This is a genomic window from Jannaschia maritima, assembly GCF_030973515.1.
Lineage (GTDB): Bacteria > Pseudomonadota > Alphaproteobacteria > Rhodobacterales > Rhodobacteraceae > Jannaschia > Jannaschia maritima.
Genome location: NZ_JARGZA010000011.1, coordinates 53021 through 67587 on the forward strand (window position 1 = coordinate 53021; position 14567 = coordinate 67587).

At 69.8% G+C, this 14567-nt stretch carries 13 protein-coding genes; 8 read left to right on the forward strand and 5 right to left on the reverse strand.

Annotation, left to right across the window (positions count from 1 at the left end):
• Positions 1-16: 16 nt before the first annotated feature.
• Genes P0084_RS11950 through P0084_RS11975 form a run of 6 tightly spaced genes read left to right on the forward strand, consistent with a single transcriptional unit; the run spans position 17 to position 5208 of the window.
• Positions 17-475, forward strand: coding sequence for a RidA family protein (locus P0084_RS11950; RefSeq protein ID WP_308917083.1), 459 nt, complete (start codon positions 17-19; stop codon positions 473-475).
• 31 nt (positions 476-506) lie between these two features.
• A complete protein-coding gene (locus tag P0084_RS11955; protein ID WP_308917084.1) occupies positions 507-1265 on the forward strand; it encodes a glycerophosphodiester phosphodiesterase family protein in 759 nt (252 codons plus the stop codon).
• Positions 1266-1290: 25 nt separating this feature from the next.
• Positions 1291-2472: a GNAT family N-acetyltransferase gene (locus P0084_RS11960; protein ID WP_308917085.1), complete on the forward strand. Its 1182-nt coding sequence runs from the start codon at positions 1291-1293 to the stop codon at positions 2470-2472.
• A 26-nt stretch (positions 2473-2498) separates the two neighbouring features.
• The gene (locus P0084_RS11965; RefSeq protein ID WP_308917086.1) at positions 2499-2729 is read left to right on the forward strand and encodes a 4a-hydroxytetrahydrobiopterin dehydratase; all 231 of its coding nucleotides are present in this window, start codon (positions 2499-2501) and stop codon (positions 2727-2729) included.
• A gap of 49 nt (positions 2730-2778) precedes the next feature.
• Complete coding sequence (locus P0084_RS11970) at positions 2779-3627, forward strand: mechanosensitive ion channel family protein (RefSeq protein WP_308917087.1); 849 nt, start codon at positions 2779-2781, stop codon at positions 3625-3627.
• A gap of 3 nt (positions 3628-3630) precedes the next feature.
• Positions 3631-5208, forward strand: a complete 1578-nt coding sequence (locus tag P0084_RS11975; RefSeq protein WP_308917088.1) for a gamma-glutamyltransferase family protein — start codon at positions 3631-3633, stop codon at positions 5206-5208.
• Positions 5209-5583: 375 nt separating this feature from the next.
• Here P0084_RS11975 and serA read toward each other — a convergent pair whose 3' ends face one another.
• Complete coding sequence (gene serA, locus P0084_RS11980) at positions 5584-7176, reverse strand: phosphoglycerate dehydrogenase (protein WP_308917089.1); 1593 nt, start codon at positions 7174-7176, stop codon at positions 5584-5586.
• Between the two features lie 63 nt (positions 7177-7239).
• A complete protein-coding gene (locus P0084_RS11985) occupies positions 7240-8364 on the reverse strand; it encodes a phosphoserine transaminase (protein ID WP_308917090.1) in 1125 nt (374 codons plus the stop codon).
• A gap of 111 nt (positions 8365-8475) precedes the next feature.
• Between P0084_RS11985 and serB the strand changes: the two genes are divergently transcribed.
• Positions 8476-9339, forward strand: coding sequence for a phosphoserine phosphatase SerB (serB, locus tag P0084_RS11990; RefSeq protein WP_308917091.1), 864 nt, complete (start codon positions 8476-8478; stop codon positions 9337-9339).
• Between the two features lie 182 nt (positions 9340-9521).
• Here serB and rlmN read toward each other — a convergent pair whose 3' ends face one another.
• The gene (gene rlmN, locus P0084_RS11995; RefSeq protein WP_308917092.1) at positions 9522-10712 is read right to left on the reverse strand and encodes a dual-specificity RNA methyltransferase RlmN; all 1191 of its coding nucleotides are present in this window, start codon (positions 10710-10712) and stop codon (positions 9522-9524) included.
• Between the two features lie 72 nt (positions 10713-10784).
• Positions 10785-11300, reverse strand: coding sequence for an invasion associated locus B family protein (locus P0084_RS12000; protein WP_308917093.1), 516 nt, complete (start codon positions 11298-11300; stop codon positions 10785-10787).
• 138 nt (positions 11301-11438) lie between these two features.
• Here P0084_RS12000 and P0084_RS12005 point away from each other — a divergent pair, with 138 nt between their 5' ends.
• Complete coding sequence (locus P0084_RS12005) at positions 11439-12404, forward strand: asparaginase (RefSeq protein WP_308917094.1); 966 nt, start codon at positions 11439-11441, stop codon at positions 12402-12404.
• Between the two features lie 19 nt (positions 12405-12423).
• Here P0084_RS12005 and P0084_RS12010 read toward each other — a convergent pair whose 3' ends face one another.
• Positions 12424-14505 (reverse strand): ATP-binding protein, encoded by a 2082-nt coding sequence (locus P0084_RS12010; RefSeq protein ID WP_308917095.1) that lies wholly within the window; start codon positions 14503-14505, stop codon positions 12424-12426.
• Between the last annotated feature and the right edge of the window lie 62 nt (positions 14506-14567).

Consider the following 14567-nt stretch of genomic DNA (forward strand, 5'->3'; position numbering starts at 1 on the left):
AACGGAGTTTCGTCCCATGACCATCGACGCCAAGCTGGCCGAACACGGCATCGACCTGTCCGTGCCGCCCGCCCCCGCCGCCAACTACGTCCCCCATGTCCGCGCGGGCGGCCTGCTGTTCGTGTCGGGCCAGATCAGCCGCGACGACGATGGGCTCATCACGGGCGTGCTGGGCGACGAGATGTCGGTCGAGGACGGGGCCCGCGCCGCGCGCACCTGCGCGATCGCCCTGCTGGCGCAGGTCAAGGACGCCTGCGGCGGGGACCTGTCGAAGCTGCGTCGCGTCGTGAAGCTGACGGGCTTCGTGAACTCGACGAAGGACTTCGCGGACCAGCCGAAGGTCGTCAACGGCGCGTCCGACCTGCTGGTCGAGCTGCTGGGCGATGCGGGGCGCCATTCCCGCTCCGCGGTGTCCGCGGGCGCCCTGCCGCTGGGCGTCGCGGTCGAGATCGAAGGCATCTTCGAGATCGAATGATCCGGCCCGTCCCGCGACGGGGGGCGCGGTGATGCCCCTGCTGCCCCGTACGTTCCTGAACCCGGGCCATATCGCCCATCGCGGCCTGCACGGCCCCGGCATTCCCGAGAACTCCGCATCGGCGTTCCGGGCGGCCATCGCGCGCGGCTATGCGGTCGAGATGGACGTCCAGCCGTCGCGCGACGGGGTGCCGATGGCGTTCCACGACGATGCGCTCGACCGTCTGACCGCACGGGGCGGCCTGGTCGATTCCCTGTCCGCCGCCGAGCTGGCGGACCTGCCCCTGACCGGATCGGACGCCGCGGAAGGGGTGCCGACCCTGCGCGGGGCGCTCGACCTGATCGCGGGCCGCGTCCCCGTGGTCGTCGAGCTGAAGGACCGCGACGGCGACATGGGCGACCGCGTCGGCCCGCTGGAGGACGCCGTGGCGGAGGTCCTGCGCGGCTATCGCGGCGACCTGGCGGTGATGTCCTTCAACCCGCACACTGTGGGACGCCTGGCCGACCTGCTGCCCGAAGTGCCCCGCGGCCTGGTCACGTCCGACTTCCGGGCCGGGCAATGGCCCGGACTGTCCCCCGCCACGCGCGAGCGGCTGGCCGGGATACCGGACTTCGACCGCGTCGGCGCCTCGTTCGTCAGCCATCAGGCGGACGCGCTCGCGATGCCGCGGATCGCCGCGCTGAAGGCGCGGGGCGTGCCGATCCTGTGCTGGACCATCCCCTGCGCGGGCCTGGAGGCGATGGTCCGTCGGGTCGCGGACGCGGTGACGTTCGAAGGCTACTTGCCTTGACGCGAAGCCCCCCCAAGTCGGGGGGATGACGACCGACCTGACGATCGAGCTCCGCGACGGCGTCGCCTCCGTCGACGCGGCGGACTGGGACGCCTGCGCCTGCCCGGAGGCGGCGGAGGGCGGACGTCCGAACGACCCGTTCACGACGCACCGCTTCCTCGCCGCGCTGGAGGACAGCGGATCGGTCGGCCGGGGCACGGGCTGGGGCCCCCAGCCGATGGTGGCGCGCCGGGGCGACACGTTGATCGGGGTGGCGCCGCTCTATGCCAAGGCGCACAGCCAGGGCGAGTACATCTTCGATCACAACTGGGCCCATGCCTGGGAGCGTGCGGGCGGCGACTACTACCCCAAGCTGCAGATCGCGGTGCCGTTCACGCCGGCCACCGGCCGACGTTTCCTGACCCGCCCCGACGACGCCGACGCGTTCGACGCCCTGATCGCCGGCGCCGTCCAGGTCACCGAAACGAACGGCCTGTCGTCCCTGCACGCGACGTTCTGCACACGGGCCGAACGCGATGCGGGCGAGGCGATCGGCCTGTTGGGCCGGTCGTCGCAGCAATACCATTGGCTGAACGACGGCTACGCCGACTTCGACGCCTTCCTGGCCGCCCTGTCGTCGCGCAAGCGCAAGAACATCCGCAAGGAACGCGCGCAGGCCCAGGGCTTTGGCGGCACGATCCACGCCCTGACCGGCGACGCGATCCGGTCCCACCATTGGGACGCGTTCTGGCGGTTCTATCAGGACACGGGCGCGCGCAAGTGGGGCCAGCCGTACCTGACGCGGGCCTTCTTCGACGCCGCGCAGGAATGTCTGCGCGACGACATGCTCTTGGTCCTGGCCGAACGCGACGGAACCTTTGTGGCGGGCGCGCTGAACTTCATCGGGCGGGACACCCTGTTCGGCCGCTATTGGGGATGCACCGAGCACCACCCCGCCCTCCACTTCGAGTTGTGCTATTATCAGGCCATCGACTTCGCCATCGCGCAGGGCCTGTCGCGCGTGGAGGCGGGCGCCCAGGGCGAGCACAAGCTGGCGCGCGGCTATCTGCCCGTGACCTGCCATTCCCTGCACCACATCCCCAACGAATCGTTCCGGGACGCGGTGGCGCAATTCCTGCGCGCCGAATCCCGCGCCGTGGAACGCGACATCGAGGTCCTGACCGGCTATGGCCCCTTCCGGCGGGTCGAAATCGAGGAACAGCAGTGATCCCGGGTTCCATCCCCGATGGCTGGATGCTGGACGGCGACGCGATCGTGCGCCGCTACGTCTTTTCCGGCTTCCCGGCGGCCTGGGCGTTCATGTCCCGTGTCGCGCTGCTGGCCGAACGGCACGACCACCATCCCGACTGGCGCAACTCGTGGAACCGGGTCGAGATCCGCCTGACGACCCACGACACGGGCGGCGTGACGGCTCGCGACCTCGACCTGGCCCGTGCCATCGATGCGATCCCCGCCACTGGATAAGCGTACGTCGCCGGTCTAGTCCCTGGCTGCGGACAACGACGGGACGACGATGCGCGAACTGCTTTCCACCGAGATCTATGCCGGGCGCACGCTGGGCGACTTCCTGAGCCTGGAATTCCTGGCAGGCCTTCTGGGCGACGTCCTCGCGGCCATCCTGATCATCTTCCTGGCCTACGTCATCTCCAGCTGGGTATCGCGGCGCATCAAGCGGTTGGCCGAACAACACGCGCGGCTGGATCAGACGCTGTTCGACTTCCTGTCCAACATCGCCCGCTACGCGATCCTGGCGCTCGCGGTCGTGGTCGTGCTGAACACGTTCGGCATCCAGACCACGTCGATCGTCGCGGTCATCGGTGCCGCGGGCCTGGCGATCGGCCTCGCGCTGCAGGGGACCCTGTCGAACGTGGCGGCGGGCGTGATGATGATCATCTTCCGGCCCATCAAGCTGGGCGACTTCGTGACGATCAACGGCCAGATGGGGACGGTCCGGTCGATCAACCTGAACTTCACCGAACTGGCCAGCATCGGCAACTTCCAGATCATCATTCCCAACAGCCAGGTCTGGGGGAACACCATCGTGAACTATTCCGCCTACGACACGCGGCAGGCGGAATGGATCATCGGCGTGGCCTACGACACGGACCTGCACTTGGCGACGCAGATCATCAGGGACGCGATCACCAGCGATGCGCGCTTCCTGCCCGATCCCGAACCGACCGTCCTGGTCGACAAGCTGAACGACAGCAGCGTGGATTTCCTGGTCCGCGCCTGGGTCAAGCGGACCGATTTCTTTGGATACTGGAAGGACATGAACCGCGACATCAAGATCGCGCTGGAAGGCGCGGGCATCCAGATCCCCTTCCCCAACCGCACCATCACGATCGCACGCGAGGACTGAACCATGCGCGACTTCCACCTGCCCGGCCGGTCCGCCACCTATGCGGCGAACGGCATGTGCGCCACGTCGCATCCCCTCGGCGCGCTGGTCGCGATCGACACCCTGCGCCGCGGGGGCAACGCCGCCGACGCGGCCATCGCGGGCGCGATCGTCCTGGGCCTGTGCGAGCCGCAGATGACGGGACTGGGCGGCGACATGTTCGCGCTGGTCAAGCCGGCCGGATCGGACGACGTCGCGGCGCTGAACGGGTCGGGTCGCGCGCCCGCGGGCGCCGACGCCTCGGACCTCCGGGATGCGGGTCACGCCGTGGTCCCGCCGGATGGTCCCGCCGCCGTCACGATCCCCGGCGCGGTGGACGGCTTCTGCGCCCTGTCGGACCGCCACGGCGCGTTGGGCCTGCAGGACACGCTGGGCCCCGTGATCGCGGCGTTCGACGCGGGCGTCCCGGTCGCGCCCCGCGTGGCCTTCGACTGGGCGGTCGCGGGCGGCACGCCGCAGGGATCGGCGCGCGCCGTCTATCTGAAGGACGGCGCCCCGCCGCGCGCGGGCGACCCGTTCGCCCTGCCCGGGCAGGCGGAGGTGCTGCGCCGGATCGCGAAGGACGGTCGCGACGGGTTCTATGCGGGCGAGGTCGCGGACGACATGACAGCCTCGCTGCGGGCGGCGGGGGGCGTCCACACGGAGGACGACTTCGCCGCCACGCGCGCCGATTGGGCCACGCCCCTGTTCGGGCGCTACGGCGGACACGACCTGATCGAGCATCCGCCGAACGGCCAGGGCGCGACCGCGATCCTGATGGCCGACATCCTGTCCCATACGGACTATGCCGACGCCGACCCCCTGTCCGCCCGTCGCGTCCACCTGGAGGCGGAGGCCGCGCGCTTGGCCTACGACGCGCGCAACCGCTTCGTCGCCGACCCCGACCATGCCGCGGGCGCGGCCGCCATGCTGGACGCGGACGTGGCCCGGCGGCTGGCGGCGCTGATCGATCCGAACCGCGCGAGCGCCACCCTGGTCCAGGGAGCGGAGGCCGTGCACCGCGACACCATCTACATCACCGTGGTGGACCGCGACCGCATGGCCGTTTCGCTGATCTATTCGATCTTCCACAGCTTCGGCAGCGGCATCGCGTCGGACCGCTTCGGCATCCTGTTCCAGAACCGCGGCGCGGGCTTCACGCTGACGCCGGGCCACCCGAACGAGTTGGGACCGGGCAAGCGGCCGATGCACACGATCATCCCCGGCATGCTGGCCCGGGACGGCGTGGTGCATACGTCCTTCGGCGTGATGGGCGGACAATACCAGCCCAACGGTCACGTCCGCTTCCTGTCGAACGTCGCGGATCACGGCATGGACGTGCAGGCGGCCATCGACGCGCCGCGCGCCTTCGCCGACGGGCCGGTCCTGAACGTCGAGCGCGGCTATGGCGACGACGTCCGCTCGGCGCTGTCGGACATGGGCCACGACGTCCGCATCCCCGAGACCGCCATCGGCGGCGCGCAGGCGATCGTGATGGACCCCGCCGGTCACCTGATCGGCGGCAGCGATCCCCGCAAGGACGGCTGCGCGCTGGGATACTGACGCCTGACGGATCGTCCCCGGGGATCCATTCCGCCACCGGCACCGGGACCGGCCGCGCGAGCGGCGGGACGGTCCGGGGGACCGTTCCGAGGTCCGAAGCGCGACCCGCCCCGGGGCGCCGGATCACCCCCCCGTCTCGGAACGCTGCGTTCTGTCAAGACGGCCGCAACGCGCGCTGTCTCATCTGCACTGCGTATGCACGGGGGGTGCACGGGGGGTGTACGGGGGGTGCATGTGTCATATTCGCCGAAACGGACTGCCGACGATTCGACCGACCCGCGCAACACCGTTGTTATCGCTGGAAAATTCTCCGATCGGAACGATCCGAACGATTTCCCCTGCCTCCCAGGCCCCGCTCGGCGTTACCACTCGGCATCACATCTCGAACCGCAAGGGCGACACCGACTGGAACAGGCCCGTCGCCTTCAGCTTGTCCAGCACGGACGCGGGCGGCTGGTCGTCGAGGTACAGCAGCGCGATCGCCTCCTTTCCCCGGTCCGACCGGCCCAGGGTGAAGTTCGCGATGTTCACCCCGTTCTCGCCCATTGTCTGTCCCAGGGCGCCGATGATGCCGGGCATGTCCTCGTTGGTGGTATAGAGCATATGCGCCCCCACCTCGGCGTCGATGTTGATGCCCTTGATCTGGATGAACCGCGGCTTGCCGTCGCTGAACACCGTGCCCGCGACCGACCGTTCGCGCGTGGGCGTGCGGACGATCAACTTGACGTATCCGTCGAACACGCCCGTCTTGTCCTGACGGGTGGTCGAGATCTCGACTCCCCGTTCCCGCGCGATGACGGGGGCTGACACCATGTTCACGTCGGGGTTCACGACCTTCATCAAGCCCGCGATGGCAGCGCAGTTCAACGCCTCCAGGTTCATCGCGGCCACGGACCCGTTGTAGACGATCTCGATCGCCTCGATCGAATCCTGCGTCAGCTGTCCGGCGAAGGCGCCCAGATGCTCGGCCAGCTTCAGCCAGGGACCCATCACCTTGGCCTCCTCGGCGGTGACGGACGGCATGTTCAGCGCGTTCGACACGGCCCCCGTCAGCAGATAGTCGGCCATCTGCTCGGCCACCTGCAGGGCCACGTTCTCCTGCGCCTCGGTCGTGGCGGCCCCCAGATGCGGGGTGCAGACCACGTTCGGCAGACCGAAGAGCGGGCTGTCCGTCGCGGGCTCCTCCGCGAACACGTCGAAGCCCGCACCCGCGACGTGACCGGATCGCAGCAGGTCGGCCAGCGCGGCCTCGTCCACCAGACCGCCCCGCGCGCAGTTGACGATGCGCACGCCCTTCTTCGTCTTGGCCAGGTTCTCGGCCGACAGGATGTTTCGCGTCTGATCGGTCAGCGGCACGTGCAGCGTGATCACGTCCGCCCGCCCCAGCAACTCGTCCAGTTCCACCTTGCGGATGTGCAGTTCCGTCGCGCGCTCCTCGGACAGGAAGGGGTCGTAGGCCACGACCTTCATGCCCAGGCCCACGGCCTTCTGGCAGACGATGCCGCCGATGTTGCCCGCGCCGATCACGCCCAGCGTCTTGCCGGTCAGCTCGACGCCCATGAAGCGCGCCTTCTCCCACTTTCCGGCCTGGGTGCTGGCATCGGCCTCGGGGATCTGACGCGCGACCGCGAACATCAGCGCGATGGCGTGTTCGGCGGTCGTGATCATGTTGCCGTAAGGCGTGTTCATCACGATCACGCCGCGCTTGCTGGCGGCCGGCTTGTCGACGTTGTCCGTGCCGATGCCCGCGCGGCCCACGACCTTCAGATTGGTCGCGCGGTCCAGCAGCTTCTCCGTCACCTTGGTCGCGGACCGGATCGCGAGGCCGTCGTAGTTGGCGATGACGGCGGCCAGCTTCTCCTTGTCCTTGCCCAATCCGGGATCGAAGGTCACGTCGATGCCGCGATCCCGGAAGATCTGCACGGCGGTTTCGGACAGCTTGTCGCTGACCAGCACTTTGGGGGCCATCTCGGGCTCCTTCTGGGAAATGCACGAAGTCCGAAGCGCGGTCTGCACGCTCCGTACGAGAAATCAGGCGGTCGCCAACTCGGACTGATAGGCCCATTCGACCCACGGCATCAGCGCCGCCACGTCGTCAGGCTCGACCGTCGCACCGCACCAGATGCGCAGGCCTTCGGGCGCGTCGCGGTAGGATGCGATGTCGAAGGCCACGCCCTCGGCCTCCAGCCGCTTGGCCATCCGCTTCGCCAGCCCCTCCGGCGCGCCGACCAGCTTCAGGCAGACCGACGTGGTGGACCGGGTCGCCGGGTCATCCGCCAGGTTCGCGATCCAGTCGTGGCGGTCGCAGAAGTCCCAGATGTGCCGGGCGGACACATCGCAGCGCGCGACCAGACCGTCCCGGCCCACGCCCTCGGCCCAGGTCAGCGCCGATAGGCAATCCTCGACGCACAGCATCGACGGGGTGTTGATCGTCTCGCCCCGGAAGATGCCGTCGATCAGCGCGGCAGCCTTCGTCAGGCGGAAGATCTTGGGCAGGGGCCGCGGCGGGGTGTAGGATTCCAGCCGTTCCACCGCGCGGGGCGACAGCACGACGACGCCATGCGCCCCCTCGCCGCCCAGCGCCTTCTGCCAGGAGAACGTGGCAACGTCCAACTTGCCCCAGGGGAGCGGCATGACGAAGGCAGCCGACGTCGCGTCGCACAGGGTCAGGCCCGCACGGTCCGCCGGGATCCAGTCGCCGTCGGGGACCCGCACGCCGGACGTCGTGCCGTTCCAGGTGAAGCAGACGTCGGTGTCCCAATCGATCGATGTCAGGTTCGGCAGGCGGCCATACGGCGCCTGCAGGTCCACCATGTCCAGGTCCAGCAGCTTGGCATCCGTGACCCAGCCCTTGCCGAAGGATTCCCAAGCCAGCATCGTCACGGGACGCGCGCCCAGCATCGTCCACATCGCCATCTCGTAGGCGCCGGTGTCGGAGGCGGGTACGATGCCCAGCCGGTAGTCGTCGGGGATGCCCAGCAGCGCCGCCATGCGGTCGATCGCATCCCGCAGCCTGGCCTTGCCGACCGCTGCGCGGTGCGAGCGGCCCAAGGGGGCGTCGGACAGGGTGTCGAGGGTGAAGCCCGGATGCTTCTTGCACGGCCCGCTGGAGAAGCGGGCATCGCCCGGCCGCACGGCCGGTTGGGTCGGTCCCATCGTGGTATCCTTCCAGATATGTGCGCCCCGTTGGGGGGGCGTGTCCCGCCGGCGGGGCTAGCGGCACCGCGGGGGTCGCGCAAGAACAATCACCGCGCTAAGGGCGCGGGCATGTTCACCACCGTCCTGACCTGCGATCCTGAGCGCCCCGTCCTGGACGAGGCCATCTGCACGGCCCTCCGCAATGCCTGGGGCGGCGGCGACATCCGCTGGCTGGCCGGAGGGGCGGCAGCGGAGTTCGACATGCCGGACCGTCGGGACGTCGCAGCGGCGCGGGACGGATCGAGGGTCCTGGGCGTGGACGTGAACGTCGTTCCCACAGGGGGCAGGCGCAAGCGACTGCTGCTGGCGGACATGGACAGCACGATGATCCAGCAGGAATGCATCGACGAACTGGCCGCCGAAGCCGGCCTGGGCGATCGCGTCGCTGCGATCACGGCCCGCGCCATGAACGGCGAGATCGGGTTCGAGGGCGCCTTGCGCGAACGGGTCGGCCTGCTGGCGGGGCTGCCCGTGGACGTGATCTACCGGGTCATCAGGGACCGCATCACCTTCATGCCCGGCGGCGCGACCCTTGTGGCCACGATGAAGGCGCACGGCGCCACGGCGGTGCTGGTCTCGGGCGGGTTCACCGCCTTCACCGCCCATGTCGCTGCCACGCTCGGTTTCGACCACCACCGCGCGAACACGCTCGCGGTGCGGGACGGGCACCTGACCGGCGAGGTCGGCGAGCCCATCCTGGGCCAGGACGCGAAGGTCGCGGCCCTGCACGACTTGGCGGAGGACGCCATGGATGCCCTGGCGGTAGGCGATGGCGCGAACGACCTGGGGATGCTGCGCGCGGCGGGGATGGGTGTCGCGCTGCACGCCAAACCGGCGGTCCGAGCGAAGGCGGATCTGGTCGTGGATCACGGGGACCTGACGGCGTTGCTGTATCTCCAGGGCTACAGACAGGCGGAGTTCCGCGCGCCCTGACGCGTGGCGGAACCGAAGTGCCGCGCGGACGTCATGGACGTGTCATGCCCGCGGCCTAACTCGCGGGCATCGAACGCCAGAATCAGCCTGCGGAACCATCGCCATGACCGAGTTCGACCCGATTCGTTTCATCCTGGACGTGTTCCTGCCCCGCCGCAGCCGCAAGCTGCGCTGAACGGCGGCTAGCGCGACGCTTCCACCTCGGCCGCGATCCGGGCGCGCGACTTCCGGGCCCGTTCGGTCGCCGACTTCAGCTGGCCGCAGGCGGCCATGATGTCCTCGCCGCGCGGCGTCCGGATCGGGCTGGCATAGCCGGCCTGCATCAGGATCGTCGCGAAGGCCCGGATGCGGTTGTTGCTGCTGCGCCGATACGGCGCCCCAGGCCATTCGTTGAACGGGATCAGGTTCACCTTCGCCGGAATCCCGTCCAGCAAGGACACCAGCCGATGCGCATCGGCGTCGCTGTCGTTGACGCCGTCCAGCATCACGTACTCGAACGTGATCCGCTCCGAGTTGCTGACCTTTGGATAGGTCCGCAGCGCATCGAGCAGGGTCTCGATGTTCCACCGTCGGTTGATCGGGACCAGAACGTCGCGGACGTCGTCCGTCGTCGCGTGGAAGCTGACGGCCAGCAGGCATCCGATCTCGCGCGCCGTGCGCGCGATCTCCGGCACGACGCCCGACGTGGACAGGGTGATCCGCCGTCGACCGAGGGCGATGCCCTCGCCGTCCATGACCACGTTCATCGCGTCGCGGACGTTCTCGAAGTTGTAGAGCGGCTCGCCCATGCCCATCAGCACGATGTTGGACAGAAGCCTCGGCCCGCCCTCCCCCGTGCCGGTCCCGGGTTCGGGCCATTCGCCCAGATCGTCGCGCGCCAGCATGACCTGGCCCACGATCTCGGCGGCGGACAGGTTGCGGACCAGCTTCTGCGTCCCGGTATGGCAGAACGAGCAGGTCAGCGTGCAGCCGACCTGGGACGACACGCACAGGGTCCCGCGGTCCGTTTCGGGGATATAGACCACCTCGACCTCGTGCCCGCCCGCGATGCGGACCAGGTACTTGCGTGTCCCGTCCGCGCCGACCTGCCGCGTCACGACCTCCGGCAGGGCGATGACGAAGTTGTCGCGCAGGGTCGCGCGGAAGGCCTTGGACAGGTTGGTCATCGCATCAAAGTCGCGCACGCCCCAATGGTACAGCCACTGCCAGACCTGCCCGGTGCGCATCTTCGCCTGCCGCTCCGGCACGCCCACGGACAGCAGGGCGTCCCGCAGCCCGTCGCGCGTCAGCCCGATCAGGTTGCGCGGGCCGTCGGCTTCCCGCCGCGGCATCGTCAGGACGTCCTGGGTCACGGGGGCGGTCGGACCGGTCATGGGGGGAACTCCTGGAACGAAAACGGGCGCCCCATATAGGGACGCCCGCGCGGGAATGCCAACGGAACCGGGTCAGCCGGAACAGCGCCCCTCCGCATCCTCGAGCGCGGCGGTGAAACCCAGCAGGCTGAACGTGTCCTCCGTGCGGGTGCCGCGGCCCGACACGCCGACGACGACCGCCTGCGCGCCGCGCCGCATCGCGGCGGCGATGCGGGCGTCCTCCTCCGGGGACGCGGCCCAGGCGAACTCGCCGTCGGTGAACAGCTCGAACGTGTCCGATCCGATGGTCATCGTCACGGTCGATCCGTCCCGATAGGGATAGCCGCCGGTGACGCTGACCTCGCCGGAATCGCTCTCGCCCGGCCAGAAGCTGACATAAAGGCGGATGTCGCCGCGTCGCGCCGTGACCTCCTGCCCGTCGCGGGTGTTGCGGATCTGCTTGGGAGGGGTGACGATCCAGCATTGCGTCGGGTCGTCCTCGACGAAGACGGACCAGTCCGTCTCGATCCCGACGCGATTGTCGCTGTCCTGTGCCAGGACGGGGTGGGCCAGCGCGGCGACGCACAGGGCCAGCACGAATGGGCGCATGTCTTACTGCCTCTGCCTGCGGGCGGCTGTCCGGTTCGATCCGATCATGCCGCGGTTTTCAACGGTGCGATCCTTAGTTAATGCCAAACCGGGTCGGGGCGGAAGGCCGCCGCGGCGCTTTTTCACACGGAGAAAACCATGGCGGGCGATGCCGAACTGGTCCGGGTCATCCGCGGCGACCATATCGAAAGCGTGCATCGCGGCCACGCCGTGATCTGCGATGCGTCCGGCATCCGGGAATCCTGGGGCGATGCGGACGTCGCGATCTTTCCCCGGTCCAGTTGCAAGATGGTGCAGGCCCTGCCCCTGGTCGAAGCGGGGTTGGAGCGCGATCCCCGCCGTCTCGCGCTGGCCTGCGCGTCCCATTCGGGCGAGGCGGCGCATGTCGACCTGGCCCGCGGATGGCTGTCCGAACTCGGGCTGGGAGACGAGGACCTGCGATGCGGCGCCCACTGGTCGACGGAGCGGGAGGCACGCGATGCGATGGTCCGCGACGGCCGCACGCCGTGCCAATGCCACAACAACTGCTCGGGCAAGCATGTGGGGTTCCTGGCCCTGTCCCGCCACCTCGGCGGGGATCCCGACTACGTCGACATCGACCACCCGGTGCAGCGGACCGTGCTGCGGACGTTCGAGGAGGTGACGGACCTCGACAGTCCCGCCCACGGCATCGACGGTTGTTCCGCCCCCAACCCCATGACGCGGCTGAGTGCGCTGGGTCGCGCGATGGCGCGCTTCGCCACCGCCGGGGACGACGCGCGGGGCCGCGCGATGACGGCGCTGCGGGACGCGATGGCCGCCCATCCCCATCTGGTCGCGGGCACCGGTCGCGCCTGCACCGACCTGATGGCCGCCGCGACCGGCGGAGCGGTCGTCAAGACGGGGGCCGAGGGCGTCTATGTCGGCATCCTGCCCGAACGGGGCCTGGGCATCGCGTTGAAGATCACGGACGGCACGACCCGCGCGGCGGAGGCCGTCATCGCGACGCTGCTCGTCCGATCGGGCGCGCTGGAGGAGGGCGCCCCCGTCGCGCGCAGGCTTGCCCACGGTCCGATCCGCAACTGGCGCGGCATCGTAACGGGGCACATGCAGACTATGGTCTGACGCGCGGACGATCGGGGCCTCAGGTCCGGGGCGGAGCGCCATCCATCAGCCGTGCGATGACGGCCAGCAATTCGGGCTTGCGGATGGGCTTGACCAGGACTGCGTCGAACCCGGCCGCGCGGATGTCCGCGACCTCCGCGTCGTCGGCATGGGCCGTCAGGGCGATCAGGGGCACGGCCGCCCCGCCGGGCAGCGCACGGATCTGGCGTGCGGCCTCCCGCCCGTCCATGCGGGGCATGGAGATGTCCAGGAGCACGACGTCCGCGGGGTGGGTGGCGAACATCGCGACGGCATCGTCCCCGTCCTCCGCGACGTCCAGGACGTCCGCGTCGTCTCGCAGCATCTTGGACAGAAGCAGGCGGTTGGTCGACACGTCGTCCGCGCACAGGACGCGGCGGACCCGGACCTCCGGCGGCGGGACGGGTGGAACGTTCCTGCGCCCGAGTGCCGCGATCAGGTCGGCTCCGGCGCAGGGATCGGGCAACACCTCCGCCGCCACGTCGATCAGTCCGGGCACGGCATCGCGCGCGGCGCCCAGAAGGATCGCCCCCGTCGCCGCGCCGCCGTCGCGAAGGGCCATCTGATCGTCCGGGGCCAGATCCAACGGCACGACCAGCGGCGCGGCCGCATCGTCGCCCGGCCTGCCCAAGCTGGACCCGGCGGCGCGCAGGCGGGCGGCCAGGGTGCGACGGCCCAGCGTATCCCCGTCCGGCAAGCGCACCATCCGGGGCACGGACGCCCGCGGACCGGGATCGCCGTCCAGCGCGAGGGAGCAGGACAGGCGGAACCGCGCACCGGGCGCATCCGCCGACGGGTCCAGAAGGCGCACATCGCCGCCCATCAGCCGCGCGAGATCCCGTGCGATCGACAGGCCCAGCCCCGTGCCTTCGACCCCGGTGGCGCCCAGGCGCGCGAACTCGCCGAACAACTCCGCCTGGCGGTCGGGCGGGATGCCCGGGCCGGTGTCGCTGACTTCGATCGCGAGGTTGACCGACGACGCGCCCTCCGGACGCGTCAGGGTCACCGCGACCGTCACGGTGCCACCGGCCGCGAACTTGACGCCGTTGCCCACGAGGTTCGTCACGATCTGCCGCAGGCGATCTGCATCGCCCACGACGCGCGTCGGTCCATCCAGCGGATAGCGCAACGCGATGCCCCGCGCGGCGCCCTTGGATGCCGCCGCCAAGCGCACGACCTGCATCAACGCGGCCTCCAGGTCGAAGGGTGCCACGGTCAGCTCTATCCCGCCCGCCTCCACCTGTGCCGCATCCAGCACGTCGTTCACGATCGTCAGCAGAGACAGGCCGCTGTCGCGGATGGTGCGCGCGTTCTCGTGGCTTTCCGCATCCAGCGGCGCGTCGAGGAGCAGATCCGCCATGCCGATCACGCCGTTCATGGGCGTGCGGAACTCGTGGCTCATGCGGGCCAGGAAGCGGGACTTCGCGGCGCTGGCATCCTCCGCCTTCTGACGCGCGTCGGTCAGGGCCGCCTCGCGCTCCAGGTCGGCGGTCACGTCGAGCGCCAGGCTGACCACGTCGCCGTCCTGCGTGACCGTATCGCGCAGTCGGATCGAGCGCCCGTCGAACAGCCTCAGGATCACGGCCTCCGCATCGGCTTCCGGATCCGCGCGACGGTCCAGCATCGCGTCCACCCATTCCTCGGCATCGGCGTCACCCACATCGATCACGCCTTCGTCCACGGCCGCCGCCAGCAGATCGCCATAGGCGAGGCCCGGTTCGGCATCCACGCATCCGTCGAACATGTCGATATAGGGTGCGTTCGCCTGCACCAGCGTCCCGTCGGGCCCCCACAGGGCGAAGCCGTCGCGGATCGCCTCGATGGCGTGCCACAGGCGCCGATCGGCCCGGTCGGCCCGGTCCACGGCCGCGCGGCGCTCGGCCGCGACATGCGCCGCCCGTCCACTCAGGGTGCGGCGGCGGTCCCGTTCGCGCAGGTAGTCCTGGGTGATCCGCTCCAGATGCTCGGACAGGGAGCGGTGCGCCGCGATCATCTCGGTGCGGACGTGATCCAGCATCCGTTCCGCGGCGAGGCGCAGACGGCGTTCCGCATGGCTCGTTTCCGGCAGGCGCGCCCCATCCATCGCCGACTCCTTCCGAGTCGACGTAATGGGCGCGGTGTCGTGAAGGCGCGGTTAACGCGCGT

Excerpts from the sequence above, each read along its gene's own strand:
- P0084_RS11950 (WP_308917083.1), top strand. The coding sequence starts at position 17 with ATGACCATCGACGCCAAGCTGGCCGAACACGGCATCGACCTGTCCGTG.
- P0084_RS11955 (WP_308917084.1), top strand. The coding sequence starts at position 507 with ATGCCCCTGCTGCCCCGTACGTTCCTGAACCCGGGCCATATCGCCCAT.
- P0084_RS11960 (WP_308917085.1), top strand. The coding sequence starts at position 1,291 with ATGACGACCGACCTGACGATCGAGCTCCGCGACGGCGTCGCCTCCGTC.
- P0084_RS11965 (WP_308917086.1), top strand. The coding sequence starts at position 2,499 with ATGCTGGACGGCGACGCGATCGTGCGCCGCTACGTCTTTTCCGGCTTC.
- P0084_RS11970 (WP_308917087.1), top strand. The coding sequence starts at position 2,779 with ATGCGCGAACTGCTTTCCACCGAGATCTATGCCGGGCGCACGCTGGGC.
- P0084_RS11975 (WP_308917088.1), top strand. The coding sequence starts at position 3,631 with ATGCGCGACTTCCACCTGCCCGGCCGGTCCGCCACCTATGCGGCGAAC.
- serA (WP_308917089.1), bottom strand. The coding sequence starts at position 7,176 with ATGGCCCCCAAAGTGCTGGTCAGCGACAAGCTGTCCGAAACCGCCGTG.
- P0084_RS11985 (WP_308917090.1), bottom strand. The coding sequence starts at position 8,364 with ATGGGACCGACCCAACCGGCCGTGCGGCCGGGCGATGCCCGCTTCTCC.
- serB (WP_308917091.1), top strand. The coding sequence starts at position 8,476 with ATGTTCACCACCGTCCTGACCTGCGATCCTGAGCGCCCCGTCCTGGAC.
- rlmN (WP_308917092.1), bottom strand. The coding sequence starts at position 10,712 with ATGACCGGTCCGACCGCCCCCGTGACCCAGGACGTCCTGACGATGCCG.
- P0084_RS12000 (WP_308917093.1), bottom strand. The coding sequence starts at position 11,300 with ATGCGCCCATTCGTGCTGGCCCTGTGCGTCGCCGCGCTGGCCCACCCC.
- P0084_RS12005 (WP_308917094.1), top strand. The coding sequence starts at position 11,439 with ATGGCGGGCGATGCCGAACTGGTCCGGGTCATCCGCGGCGACCATATC.
- P0084_RS12010 (WP_308917095.1), bottom strand. The coding sequence starts at position 14,505 with ATGGATGGGGCGCGCCTGCCGGAAACGAGCCATGCGGAACGCCGTCTG.